General features: G+C 57.7%; 14 protein-coding genes. 7 read left to right on the forward strand and 7 right to left on the reverse strand.

What is annotated here, in order from left to right:
* Nucleotides 1-4: 4 nt before the first annotated feature.
* The 4 genes from trpD to QRN85_RS12240 all read right to left on the reverse strand — a co-directional run bounded on the left by trpD (nt 5) and on the right by QRN85_RS12240 (nt 3,528).
* Entirely contained in the window at nt 5-1,018 is a 1,014-nt protein-coding gene (gene trpD, locus QRN85_RS12225) for an anthranilate phosphoribosyltransferase (protein ID WP_113093275.1), read from the reverse strand.
* Nucleotides 1,019-1,043: 25 nt separating this feature from the next.
* Nucleotides 1,044-2,936, reverse strand: coding sequence for a peptidylprolyl isomerase (locus QRN85_RS12230; RefSeq protein ID WP_284758259.1), 1,893 nt, complete (start codon nt 2,934-2,936; stop codon nt 1,044-1,046).
* A 236-nt stretch (nt 2,937-3,172) separates the two neighbouring features.
* Entirely contained in the window at nt 3,173-3,307 is a 135-nt protein-coding gene (locus QRN85_RS12235; protein ID WP_280136393.1) for a hypothetical protein, read from the reverse strand.
* 41 nt (nt 3,308-3,348) lie between these two features.
* Nucleotides 3,349-3,528 (reverse strand): hypothetical protein, encoded by a 180-nt coding sequence (locus QRN85_RS12240; protein WP_062589737.1) that lies wholly within the window; start codon nt 3,526-3,528, stop codon nt 3,349-3,351.
* Nucleotides 3,529-3,627: 99 nt separating this feature from the next.
* Between QRN85_RS12240 and QRN85_RS12245 the strand changes: the two genes are divergently transcribed.
* The 7 genes from QRN85_RS12245 to QRN85_RS12275 all read left to right on the forward strand — a co-directional run bounded on the left by QRN85_RS12245 (nt 3,628) and on the right by QRN85_RS12275 (nt 9,028).
* Nucleotides 3,628-3,789, forward strand: coding sequence for a hypothetical protein (locus QRN85_RS12245; RefSeq protein WP_284758265.1), 162 nt, complete (start codon nt 3,628-3,630; stop codon nt 3,787-3,789).
* 141 nt (nt 3,790-3,930) lie between these two features.
* Nucleotides 3,931-4,425: a pantetheine-phosphate adenylyltransferase gene (coaD, locus tag QRN85_RS12250; protein WP_113219534.1), complete on the forward strand. Its 495-nt coding sequence runs from the start codon at nt 3,931-3,933 to the stop codon at nt 4,423-4,425.
* Between the two features lie 28 nt (nt 4,426-4,453).
* Nucleotides 4,454-5,023, forward strand: coding sequence for a peptidylprolyl isomerase (locus QRN85_RS12255; RefSeq protein WP_062589735.1), 570 nt, complete (start codon nt 4,454-4,456; stop codon nt 5,021-5,023).
* Nucleotides 5,024-5,057: 34 nt separating this feature from the next.
* Nucleotides 5,058-5,567: a peptidylprolyl isomerase gene (locus QRN85_RS12260; RefSeq protein WP_062589734.1), complete on the forward strand. Its 510-nt coding sequence runs from the start codon at nt 5,058-5,060 to the stop codon at nt 5,565-5,567.
* 75 nt (nt 5,568-5,642) lie between these two features.
* Nucleotides 5,643-6,725: a tRNA preQ1(34) S-adenosylmethionine ribosyltransferase-isomerase QueA gene (queA, locus tag QRN85_RS12265; protein ID WP_284758270.1), complete on the forward strand. Its 1,083-nt coding sequence runs from the start codon at nt 5,643-5,645 to the stop codon at nt 6,723-6,725.
* Nucleotides 6,725-7,855, forward strand: a complete 1,131-nt coding sequence (gene tgt, locus QRN85_RS12270) for a tRNA guanosine(34) transglycosylase Tgt (protein WP_284758273.1) — start codon at nt 6,725-6,727, stop codon at nt 7,853-7,855. The genes queA and tgt overlap by 1 nt, the downstream gene beginning before the upstream one ends.
* Nucleotides 7,856-7,876: 21 nt before the next feature.
* Complete coding sequence (locus QRN85_RS12275) at nt 7,877-9,028, forward strand: aminodeoxychorismate synthase component I (RefSeq protein ID WP_284758859.1); 1,152 nt, start codon at nt 7,877-7,879, stop codon at nt 9,026-9,028.
* 185 nt (nt 9,029-9,213) lie between these two features.
* Here QRN85_RS12275 and QRN85_RS12280 read toward each other — a convergent pair whose 3' ends face one another.
* The 3 genes from QRN85_RS12280 to QRN85_RS12290 form a co-directional block, all read right to left on the reverse strand.
* Complete coding sequence (locus QRN85_RS12280; protein ID WP_062589731.1) at nt 9,214-10,341, reverse strand: S-(hydroxymethyl)glutathione dehydrogenase/class III alcohol dehydrogenase; 1,128 nt, start codon at nt 10,339-10,341, stop codon at nt 9,214-9,216.
* 85 nt (nt 10,342-10,426) lie between these two features.
* Nucleotides 10,427-11,323 carry a DMT family transporter gene (locus tag QRN85_RS12285; protein WP_284758861.1) on the reverse strand — a complete coding sequence of 299 codons (897 nt, stop codon included), beginning with the start codon at nt 11,321-11,323 and terminating at the stop codon, nt 10,427-10,429.
* A 252-nt stretch (nt 11,324-11,575) separates the two neighbouring features.
* On the reverse strand, nt 11,576-12,820 hold the full coding sequence (locus tag QRN85_RS12290; protein ID WP_284758275.1) for a flagellar biosynthetic protein FliO: 1,245 nt from the start codon (nt 12,818-12,820) through the stop codon (nt 11,576-11,578).
* Nucleotides 12,821-12,889 lie beyond the last annotated feature (69 nt).

The following is a 12,889-nucleotide window of genomic DNA, read 5'->3' on the forward strand; positions in this document are numbered from 1 at the left end:
TGCCTTACTCTTCGTTCGAAACGGCAATCAGCCGGTCCAGGGCTGCTGCCGCTCTGCCTTCGTCCAGCGAGGCGCTTGCGATCTTCATACCATCGGCAAGCGTTTCGGCTTTGCCAGCGACGACCAGAGAGGCTGCCGCGTTGCAGAGTGAAACATCGCGATAGGGATTCCGGCGTCCGCCAAGGACCTCGCGCAAGGCCGCGGCATTGGCAACGCCGTCGCCTCCCTTGAGGTCATCGATTTTCACCGCTTCGACGCCAAAATCGGCAGGCGTTAACTCGAAGCTTCTGATCTTGCCACCCTCCAGCGCCGCAACCTGCGTCGTGCCCGTGGTGGTTATTTCGTCAAGCCCGTCACCATGGACAACCCAAACGCTTTCGGATCCGAGATCACGCAGCACTTCAGCCAGAGGCAAGAGCCAGTGCGGGGCGAAGACGCCGAGCAACTGCTTCTTCACGCCAGCGGGGTTGGAAAGCGGGCCGAGAAGATTGAAGATCGTTCGTGTGCCAAGCTCGACCCGGCTCGGGTTCACATGGCGCATGGAAGAGTGATGACGCTGCGCGAACATAAAGCCGAGACCGGCTTCAGCAACGCAGCGGCTGATCAGTTCCGGCTCGATGTCGAGTTTAACGCCGAGCACAGAAAGCGCATCCGCCGTACCCGACTTTGAACTCAAGGCGCGGTTACCATGTTTGGCGACGGGAACGCCTGCACCTGCCACAATAATGGAGGCGAGGGTCGAGATGTTGTAGGTGCCCAGCCCATCGCCGCCTGTGCCGACAATGTCCATGGCATCGGCGGGAGCGGTGACCGGCAACATGCGCGAGCGCATGGAAGAAACGGCGCCTGCGATTTCGTTGACCGTTTCTCCGCGAACGCGAAGCGCCATGAGAAAGCCGCCGACCTGCGATGGTGTTGCCTCACCGGACATCAGAATGTCGAATGCCTGCCGGGCTTCGTCCCGATCAAGACTTTCTCCATTGGCAACTTTCGCAATCAGCGGCTTTAGCTCGGCCATCTCGTCTCGTCCCCCGGAATGCGGCTTAGAATGCAGTCATGGCCTGGTCTGCCAGAGCCTGATTGATGGTCACACCATAATCATTCTGAAGACGGCTGACCATCTGATCAAGCATATCGTCACCGGCAGCCGTCGCCATAGCGGTCAACTGCTGGTCGTTGTTGTCCAGTGCGTCAGTCGAACCCGTGGTGTTGACCTCTGTGACCTTGAACAGAACGCGGCTGGAACCTTCCGTATCAGGAGCCGTGCCGACCAGACCGTTTGCGCCTGCAAACACGGCGGCAACCGCCTGCTGGCCCAGCAATGCGTCTTCGCTGGTGCGGCGAAGGCCCATCTTGGTTTCAACGGCAAGACCCATTTCACCGGCGATCGCAGCCAATGTCTCGCCTTTTTCAGCGCGTGCCTTGAGTTCGTCGGCCTTGGCGGCCAGGGCCGTGCGCTGCTGCTCGGCCGTCCAGTCTGCAACGACCTGGTCCTTGACTTCGCTCAGAGTGCGATCGCGCGGGGCTGTCACCTGCTGAAGATCGAACCAGACATAACCATCGCGGCCGATGTTGACCGCAGGGGCGTCGACGCCTTGCTCAGCCTTGAAGACTTCGGTCAGCAGAGCGGGGGTCGGCAGGCCTTCCACCGCATTGCCCTTGTCGTCTTCGCCATTGGCGTCGATGGCGTTGACGGTGACAGGCTTCAGCTTGAGCTGTGTTGCCGCGTCGGAGAGCGAAGATCCACCGCCGCGAAGATCCTCATAGCGGTCGTGAACATTGTTCAGCTCTTCGGCAGCAGCTGTGGTGGCAAGATTGGTGCGAATTTCCTCGCGCGCTTCATCGAGGGTCTTCATGCTCTCGTTCTTGATGCCGGTGACACGCAGGATGACCGGCCCAAAGGCACCATCGAGAACCTGCGACACGCCACCATCTTTCTGAATGGCGAAGGCTGCCTCGGCGACCGACGGGTCAGGGACCGTATCCTTGGTGAACTCACCCAGTGTCACATCTTCGGGGCGCTTGCCCTGATCCTTGACGACCTGATCATAGGTGGTCGTGCCCGCACGTATCTGGGCTGCTGCTGCCTCAGCCATTTCCTTGTCCGCAAATGTCAGCTGCTCGATCGTGCGGCGGCCTGCCGTGCGGAAGCTGTCCTTGTGACCTTCATAGTAATCGGAAATCTGCTGATCGGTTATCGCGGCCTGGTCGGCAATATCGGAAGGCTCAAGCTTCACATAGGTGAACTTGCGATATTCCGGAGCGCGGTAATTGGCCTTGTTCTTTTCGAACCATGCTGCCAACACGTCATCGCCCGGGGCCTTCACAGGGTCGATATTAGCGTTGGACAGAAGCACATATTCGATTGAACGCTGTTCGTCCCGGTACTGCTTGAGAGCGTTGACCAACACCTGAGGCGGCTTGAAGCCATCGGAAATCGCGTCAACGATCTGGCCACGGACGGCAACCTTGCTGCGCTCCTTCACATAGTCGTCTTCATTGAAGCCAGCGCCGCGAAGCCTCTGGCTGAAGAGAGCGCGGTCGAACTGGCCGTTCGGAGACTTGAAGGCGGGGTCTTCCGCAATCAGCGTCGCCAGACGATCTTCTGAAAGCCCGAGATTCATTTCCGATGCAAGCTCATCCAGCGCTGCTCCTGCTGCCAACTGGCTGAACACCTGACGATCGATTCCGAATGCCTTCGCCTGTTCCGTGGTCAGACGCGTGCCGAACTGGCGGCCGACATCCGCCAGCTGCCTTTGATAGGCAAAGCGAAATTCATTCGGCGTAACCGTCTGGTCGCCCACTGTCATTACGGCGTGCGAATTCGTCGAGACCAGAGATGCGGAAACGCCCCACACGCCGAAGGAAACGACAAGAAGCAAAAGAAGGATCTTTGCCGCCAGAGTTCGAGAAGCACTTCTCAGGGAATCGAGCATCGTTATGCAAACCTCACAATATTCGCCCGTTACGCCGGGTCTGTGGGGCTTCCTTAAATCAATCCACTTTGAAATTGAAGGCTAAATTCAGGTTAAATAACGCGGCTGCTCAAACGATGGCGTGAGTTTCCTCACCTTCGGCTAAATGGGATGTTTCCCTTAGCCAAAAACAATAAAGCCGCCTTGCTGGAGGCGGCTTCTGAAACCATCGACACTGAGATCTGCGCAGCGCGCTGTCAGAACGCCTTGTTGCGCTCCATAGCGACTCTGAAATCCTCATCTTCTTTCCGGGATTCGGTGATGACCGAAACAACCGATGCCACGAACATGACGCTTATGAGTGCTGCAAGAAGTGTCAAGAAAGTAAGCATGGCGTAACTCCGAATGCGATGAGTATTTCACTCCCGCCAGATCAATAGTAATTCATATACTGGGTGCGGGACGTAAGCTGAGGAAATTCTGGGCCGTTCTGTTCAGGCTTTTGACCGTAAAGGCTGAACGTCATTGCTACCATTGCGATAACCAACATTGTCCAGGCTGTGCTGATAACGCCGATTTTCGCCGAAGTAGACTGTTTTTCTTTGATAAACATGTGTCCGTTCCTTTACTGCGATTTGAACGCGTGACTGGTGATCCGGTTCCGCGTTAATGTTAAAAATCGATTAGCATCGCGCCTCTGAAGCGTTGTTGAATGCTTCGTTCATCTGGCGTTCAGGAAATCGGCAGTTCACGTCAATCCATTAAAACATATTCGACGACGAAGGATGTCGCGATTGTCAGGACCATCATGAATACCAGCATTTCCGTCTCCGTTCGGCATGTCGAGGTCTGCGATGCGATGATGTATGAATAGAGGGTCTGCGTTGAAGCTGTGCTGAATGGTGCATTCACCTCGTGTTCATGCGTGCTGGCTTGCCTTGCAGCCTCAGGTCTTGCGAAGACCGGCCTTCCATGACAAAAGGCGGCACAACCAACGTTAAGTATCGAGAGCGATATGACGATTGCCTTTTATCCCGGGTCTTTCGATCCGATGACGAACGGACATCTGGATGTCTTGATTCAGTCTTTGAACGTGGCGTCAGAGGTTATCGTTGCGATCGGCATCCACCCGGGCAAGGCTCCGATGTTTACATTCGATGAGCGGGCAGAACTCATTCGCCGCTCGCTGCAGGATGTTTTGCCGGGTGCAACTGGTCGCCTGCGAGTCGTTTCCTTCGCCAATCTGGTGGTAGATGCGGCACGCGAGCACGGCGCTTCGCTTCTGGTTCGCGGGCTGCGGGATGGCACCGATCTTGACTACGAAATGCAGATGGCCGGCATGAACAGACAAATGGCGGCCGATATCCAGACGGTTTTTCTACCCGCCGGCACGGCTTCCCGGCCCATTACCGCCACATTGGTTCGGCAGATCGCCGCAATGGGTGGAAATGTGGAGGCGTTCGTGCCGAAAGCCGTTCTTGAAGCCCTCAACAGCAAGCTGAAACAATAGTCTCAGCAATTATTCTGGAGCCAATCCAATGAAACTGCTTCGATTTGCCTTCGCTGGCGCCATGTTCGTCAGCGCCATTGCCGCCAGCACATTCGCATCTGCTGCCGAATTCCTGACCATTCAGTTGAAAGACGGTCCGGTTGTCATCGAGCTGATGCCTGATGTCGCGCCGAAGCATGTTGCACAGATCAAGACGCTGGCGCAGAAGGGTGCCTATGACAACGTGGCCTTCCACCGCGTCATTCCCGGCTTCATGGCGCAGACCGGCGATGTGCAGTACGGCAATATGAACAAGGGCTATACCGCCCAGCGCGCAGGTACCGGTGGATCCGACCTGCCTGACCTGCCTGCAGAATTCTCCAAGGTTCCGTTCGAACGTGGAACTGTGGGCATGGCGCGTTCGCAGAACCCGAATTCCGCCAATTCGCAATTCTTTATCATGTTCGATCAGGGCGCATTCCTGAACGGCCAGTACACCGTTGTCGGCAAGGTCGTTTCCGGCATGGAATTTGTTGACAAGATCAAGAAGGGCCAGGGCGGTAACGGCGAAGTTTCCGATCCTGACCGCATGGTCAAAGTCACTGTCGGCAAGAAGTAAACCGGGCGGACGAGCCCCACAAAGGAGAGATATCATGGCCGAGATCAAAGATCCGGAAAACACCCTCATCATGGAAACAACGACCGGCAAGGTCGTCATCCAGCTTCTGCCCGAAGTGGCTCCCGGCCACGTTGCGCGCATCAAGGAACTGGTTTCTGAACAGGCCTACGATGGCGTCGTGTTCCACCGCGTCATCTCCGATTTCATGGCGCAGACGGGCGACGTGAAATTCGGCAAGAAGGGCTCCGAGAGCTTCAATCCTGCCCGTGCTGGCATGGGTGGCTCTGAAAAGCCGGACCTGCAGGCTGAGTTTTCTGCCATTCCGCACGTGCGTGGCACCTGCTCCATGGCCCGTTCGCAGAGCCCGAACTCGGCCAATTCGCAGTTCTTCATCTGCTTTACGGACAGCCCATGGCTGAACAAGCAGTACACTGTCTGGGGCCAGGTCATCGAAGGCATGGAAGCCATCGACAAGGTCAAGCGCGGTGAGCCTGTGAAGGATCCTGATTCCATCGTATCCATCCGGCTTGCTTCCGCAGCCTGAGCATAGGATAAGGACGTCGGGCCCGTCTCGCAGGCAACTGCGGGGCGGGTTTTGATATTTTCGAGAGCCCCAGAAATGCGTGTAGACCTGTTCGATTTCGACCTTCCTGAAGAAAATATTGCGCTTCGCCCGGCCAGTCCGCGCGACAGTGCACGCTTTCTCGTGGTCGATCCGAATGCAGACCTGATGGCCGATCACCGTGTTTTTGAACTGCCCTCATTCCTGAAGTCGGGCGATGCGCTTGTCTTCAATGATACGCGCGTGATTCCCGCGCAGCTGGAAGGCGTTCGGCTTCGCGAAGGGGCGCCTGAAACAGCGGTGTCTGCGACTTTGCATATGCGTGCCGACGCCAGCCGGTGGAAGGCTTTTGCGCGGCCCGGCAAGCGAATAAAGCAGGGTGACCGCATCCGCTTCGGATATGAGCGCGATAACGCCTGCGGCCTTGCATATCTGGAAGCGACCGTCGAGGAAAAAGGCGAGGAGGGCGAGATCACGCTTCTGTTCGACGTGAGCGGCCCGGTTCTGGATGAGGCCATCGCATCTGTCGGGCACATTCCGCTACCGCCTTATATCGCCGCCAAGCGCCCCGAAGACGAACAGGACCAGACCGACTATCAGACCATCTATGCCCGCGAAAAAGGTGCCGTGGCTGCGCCGACCGCAGGCCTGCATTTCACGCCCGATCTTTTCGCGGCACTGGACAAGGCCGGTATCGAGCGACACTTCGTGACCTTGCATGTCGGTGCTGGCACGTTCCTTCCCGTCAAGGCCGATGACACGGAGGAGCACAAGATGCACCTCGAAATCGGCTATGTTTCGGAGGAGACAGCGGCCCGACTGAATGCCGTCAAAGCCCGGGGCGGACGCATTGTCTGCGTGGGCACGACATCGCTGCGCCTGATTGAAAGTGCAGCTGGCGATGACGGGCAGATCATGCCCTGGTCCGGTCCAACCGGTATTTTCATCACGCCCGGCTACCGCTTCAAGGCGGTGGATGTGCTGATGACGAATTTTCACCTGCCGAAATCCACGCTGTTCATGCTGGTTTCGGCGTTCTGCGGACTGGAAACAATGCGCGCGGCCTATGCTCACGCCATCGCAACAGGCTACCGCTTCTATTCCTATGGCGACTCCAGCCTCCTTTTCCGGAAAAACTGATGCACGAGAACTTCACCTTTACCTTGAAAGCAACCAGTGGCGGCGCGCGCCTTGGCGAAGTCGCAATGCCGCGCGGCGTTATCCGCACACCGGCCTTCATGCCGGTCGGTACGGTCGGAACCGTCAAGGCCATGTATCTGGATCAGGTGCGGGAGCTGGGCGCTGATATTATTCTCGGCAATACCTATCACCTGATGCTGCGGCCCGGCCCGGAGCGCGTTCAACGCCTCGGCGGACTGCATGAATTGATCCGCTGGCCACACCCAATCCTCACCGACAGCGGCGGCTTTCAGGTCATGTCGCTTTCTGGACTGCGCAAGCTGGACGAAAAAGGTGTGACCTTCAAAAGCCACGTGGATGGCTCGCTGCACCACATGTCGCCGGAACGTTCGATCGAGATCCAGGGAATGCTCGATTCGGATATCCAGATGCAGCTGGATGAGTGCATAGCGCTGCCGGCCGAGCGCACGGAAATCGAGCGCGCCATGGAAATGTCGCTGCGTTGGGCAGAGCGTTGCCGTGTGGCCTTTGGCGAGCAGCCCGGCAAGGCCATGTTCGGCATCGTGCAGGGCGGCGACCAGCCGGATCTTCGCATACGTTCGGCAGAAGGCCTGAAGCAGATGGACCTCAAGGGTTATGCCGTGGGTGGTCTGGCTGTGGGAGAGCCGCAGGAGGTGATGCTCGGCATGCTCGACATCACTCTGCCGGTGCTGCCGACGGAAAAACCACGCTATCTCATGGGCGTGGGAACGCCTGACGACATTCTGAAGTCTGTCGCGCGCGGCATCGATATGTTCGACTGCGTCATGCCCACCCGCTCTGGACGCCACGGCCTTGCCTTTACCCGCCGCGGACGCGTGAACATCCGCAACGCCCGGCACGCCGAAGACATGCGGCCACTGGACGAGCAGTCCAATTGCCCGGCATCGCGCGATTATTCACGCGCCTATCTGCATCATCTTGCCCGTTCAAACGAGGCGCTGGGTGGTATGCTGCTTTCCTGGCATAATCTGGCTTATTATCAGGAATTGATGCAGGGTATCCGCAAATCCATCGAGGAAGGTCGGTTTGCGGATTTCTACGCCGAAACCATTGAGATGTGGGCAAAGGGCGATATCGATCCCATCTGACACCCCGGGGACTGAATGGATTTGCTGAACGCGCCTTATGTGCTTTTTCGTGATGACACGACCGGTTCGGTGACGTTGTTTGCCGAGCCGGAAGACATTATCGTCGCGAAGGAGCCCGAGCAGTTTTTCCCGGCCCTTGCCCGAATGGAAAAAGCGCGTTCGGAGGGGAAATATCTTGCCGGATATATGTCCTACGAGGCTGGGTATCTGTTCGAGAAAAAGCTCACGCCGCGCGTTGGTCCTGTGCGTGATGTGCCCTTGCTGAATTTCGGCGTGTTTGCAGCGCCCGCTCAGGAGACTGGACGAGCAACGCCTTCTGTTGCACCGAAAGGGGCAGGAAATTTCCTGAGCGACTTCAAGCCCGGCTGGACGCTGGAGGAATACCGAACGCGCTTTGCGAGGCTACATCAGCATCTGCGGCAGGGCGATTGCTACCAGGCCAATCTGACGATGCCCATCGAGGCGCGTTGGACCGGCGATATCCTTACAGCGTTCTGGTCGATGATTGAGCGGCAACCTGTGAAATATGGTGCGCTCGTCAATCTTGGCGGACCTGCAATCCTTTCCCGCTCGCCGGAACTGTTCTTCGCGCTTAGCGATGGCTGGATCGAAACACACCCTATGAAGGGTACGATCCGGCGAGGGGCGTCTCCGGCCCAGGATGCCGATCTCGTCGCGGGAATGTTGAGTGACGAAAAGACGCTCGCTGAAAACCGGATGATTGTCGACCTGTTGCGCAACGATGTTTCCCGCATCGCAGAAGTCGGCACGCTTGATGTGCCGAAGCTATTCGAAATCGAAACCTACCCGACCGTCCACCAGATGGTCAGCCACGTGCGTGCACGGCTGCTGCCGGATTTGACAATCGCGGATATTTTCTCTGCACTGTTCCCCTGCGGATCGGTGACCGGCGCACCGAAAATGCGAGCGATGGAAATTCTTCACGATCTCGAAACCGGACCACGCAACGTCTATTGCGGTGCCATCGGTATGATTTCACCTGATGGTGACATGCGCTTTTCCGTGGCTATCCGCACGATCACGCTATTTGAAGGCGGCAAGGCAACATTCAACGTTGGCGGAGGTATTGTCTTCGACTCGACGGCTGACGCGGAATATGACGAGTGCCTGTTAAAGGCGAAGTTCGCGACAGGCGATGTGCGTCTGGGGTAAAGAAAACGACATCTGTATCGGAAGGCGAGGCTGCCGCGTCATTTAATGGCGGCTCAAGGTACAGCAATCAGCTTTGATTGAGTGGATAAACAAGTTCCGCCACACCTGCCTGCGCCCTCAACATGCGGTCAGGAACCGCTGTCCCCCGGCGGATAACGCCGAGGGAAGTTTGATTGATCGATCAATCAATAAACGACGACGCCGCGGATGCTCTCACCGGAATGCATCATCTCAAAGCCCTTGTTGATGTCTTCAAGCGGCATCGTGTGGGTGATCATCGGGTCGATCTCGATCTTGCCGTCCATGTACCAGTCAACGATCTTGGGGACATCGGTCCGTCCACGCGCGCCGCCGAATGCCGTGCCCATCCAGGTGCGTCCGGTAACGAGCTGGAACGGGCGGGTCGATATTTCCTGCCCGGCACCTGCTACACCGATGACGACAGACTTGCCCCAACCGCGATGCGAGGATTCAAGCGCCTGACGCATGACCTTCGTATTGCCCGTGCAATCGAATGTGTAGTCCGCCCCACCAATCTGGTCAGCGCCGCGCTTCGTCAGATTAACGAGGTAGGGCACGATATCGTCGCCCGCATCCTTCGGGTTGACGAAGTGGGTCATGCCGAATTTTTCGCCCCATGCCTTCTTGTCGTTGTTGAGATCGACACCGATAATCATGTCGGCGCCCGCAAGACGAAGACCCTGAATGACGTTGAGGCCGATTCCACCCAGACCAAAGACAATGGCAGTGGAACCGATCTCGACCTTGGCGGTGTTGATGACCGCACCAATGCCGGTGGTTACGCCGCAACCGATGTAGCAAACCTTATCGAAAGGTGCATCCGGGTTGATCTTGGCGACAGCAATCTCAGGCAAAACGGTGTAATTCGCGAAGGTCGAGCAGCCCATGTAGTGATGGATCTTGTCCTTGCCGATGGAGAAGCGGCTGGTGCCATCTGGCATCACGCCCTGTCCCTGCGTGGAGCGGATGGCGGTGCACAGATTGGTCTTGCGCGACAGGCAGGACGGGCACTCACGGCACTCCGGCGTGTAGAGCGGAATGACATGGTCACCCTTTTTCACAGAGGTGACGCCGGGACCGACATCAACCACGATGCCTGCGCCTTCGTGGCCGAGAATGGCGGGGAACAGGCCTTCCGGGTCCGCACCCGAGAGGGTGAAATCATCCGTGTGGCAAAGACCGGTCGCCTTGATTTCGATCAGCACTTCGCCCGCACGCGGACCTTCGAGCTGGACTGTCATGATTTCCAGAGGCTTGCCTGCCTGCACAGCGACTGCGGCGCGAACGTCCATTTTTCGTCTCCATCTCTATATCAGTAATGTCGAAAGACTTTTGCCCCACCTCGGCGGCAGGGACAAGGGCAGTTCCCCGTAATCGTCAAACTTCCGGCACCTCGGTGATCCTTCGTGCGGCCCTGCGCTCCCGCCAGATAATGAAGAGGCCGGATGCCACGATAATCACGATACCGATCCACTTGGATGCTGTGGGGAAATCTGAAAACAGCATGTAGCCCAATATGGTGGCCGATATGATCTCGAAATACTGGAAAGGCGCCAGAAGGGAAACGGGCGCAAGACGAAACGCCTTGACGACGAGAAGGTGCATATAGCCGGAGATAGAGCCGAGCAGGATAAGAAGGACAAGCCCATGCCCCCAGCCGGGCAACGCCATCTCGAAGTTCTCATCACCTGCGGCGTGGCCGATCAAGAGTGTCACGCCCATGAACACGGCACCCGCGATGCCGGCCATGGTCTGCATGACCAGCGGACTGTCGCCATCGCCAAGCGCACGGTTGAGGAACAGGTAAAGCGTAAATAGGAATGCACAGGCAACCGGCAGAAGCGATGTCCAGCCAAACACCTTAAAGCTGGGTTGAATGACAATCATTGCGCCGACAAAGCCCACGGCAATCGCCGTCCAGCGCATCCAGCCGACTTTCTCGCCCAGAAAGAATGCCGACATCATGGTGAGCAGGAAAGGCTCAACGAAATAGATCGCAAAAACATCCGCGAGCGGCATGTATTTGACCGCAGCAAAGAAGGCGAGACTTGCCGCCGCATGCAGGACGCCACGCAGCAGGTTGAGCCATGGACGCTTGGCTGAAAGCAAAGCCCGTGGAGACATGATCATCAGCAAGGGCAGGGTGCACACAAGCTGAAAGAAAAACCGGTAGAAGGTGACCTGACCCGGTGACATCCCTTCCGACACCGCCATGTATTTCGCGATCGCGTCCATGACCGGCAGTACGATCATGCATCCGGCCATGATCAACATGCCCTTCAATGCACTTGCATTCGTGATTGTAGAGCTCAAACGATCACCTTTTGTTCTTGATGGCCAATCAATCAGATTCGTTGACCACTGGCAACATGAGGCTAGGCTGCTCTCGCCGATAACGAGGTCGTAACCGAGCGCTGGCGTCAGCGGCAGCTAAACCGATGCCGGGAGGACTATAGGCGTTGGCGTTTTACAAGGAGCGGCAAATCCGCTCCTCGCGGTCGACAGGTGAACGATCTTACCTTGACGTCATTTGTCTCTTGTGACGGCCATTTCACCGAAGATGCGCGCCATTTCCTTTTGGACATCGGCATCGGACGGTGCTGTTGCGACCGCCGGTGCGACAGGCTCGGGCACGATTTGCTGGCGCGCGGGCTCAAGGCTCACGGATGGTGCGCTGGCCGTATTGTTCTTCTCGATTTCCGCCTGAAGGAAACTCTCGAAATCGCTCGTCAGCTGGTCGCCAAACACGGCACCATTTTCATCGGGCGCGAGAGGCTCCGGCTTGGCAGCACTCGCTGTGGCGGTGACGGGCGTTTCTGTCCGAAACGTCGGCAGAACCCGCTCTCTTGCTGCGGCAAGAAAGTCCGCAGCGCTGCTCTCGTCAATCACCGGCTCCTTGATTGCAACAGGTTCAGGTGCCGCCGACGGGCTTGGAGGGGCCACTGCCGCAGGTTCACTCTGTTCTACGGAGACTGTCTGGACTGGTCTGGCCGTTTCTGCCTGAAGCGACGCGGCTGTGACCGCTGGCACGACTGGAGAAATATCAAGCGTGCTGGCTTCCTTGGAGAAAGACCTAGCGGGCGGCACAAGGGAGGCGGATGCCTGGGGTGCTCCCGGAGCAGGACGCACGGAGGCTTGCGCGGGAGCAGGAGGAGCGACGGGTTCCGTCCGAGGTCTTTGTGGTGGCGCAACGGGTGCGGCTTGCCTTGGCGCCATGGCCGGTGCAGGTACAGGAGGTGAAGATGCTGGAGCGGGAGCAGGAGCGGGAGCTGGTGATGGAGCCGAAGCTGGGGCCGGAGCTGCTACGGGTCTTGGCTCTGGCTGGGGCGCAGGGGCGGATGCGGTCATGGTGGGCGCTGGTCGCACCTCCTGATCACGATCCGGGGAAAGAGCCTTCACGCGGCCCGATGCAAGTGCCCGCTCGGACGACAGGGATTGCAGCATCGCTTCTTGGGGATCGCGCACATCTCTCAAAATGGGAATGGCGCCGATGCCACTTTCGATGACCACATCCGTCGGGCCACCAATCATGACGAGGTGTTCGACATTGTCACGACGCACGAGAACAAGCCTCCGCCGCGCATCGACAGCGGTCGCATCGAGAACCTGCAAGCGGGGCTGACGATTTTTTCCACCGCGAATGAAGGGCGAAGAGCCGCCACGTCTGCGAACGAGCCACAGAACAATCGCTAGAGCCAGAAGTGCCACGCCGACACCTACGACAGCAACAACCAGGTTGTTGCCGTAAGTGCCGATAAAATCGTCCATCATTTATCCAGTCCCTTTGGTATTTCCCGGGCAAATGATTGCCGCATCAGAATTTTTGAAAGAGTTTGCGGC

The sequence above is a fragment of the Agrobacterium sp. fls2-241-TYG-188a genome (genome assembly GCF_030209845.1).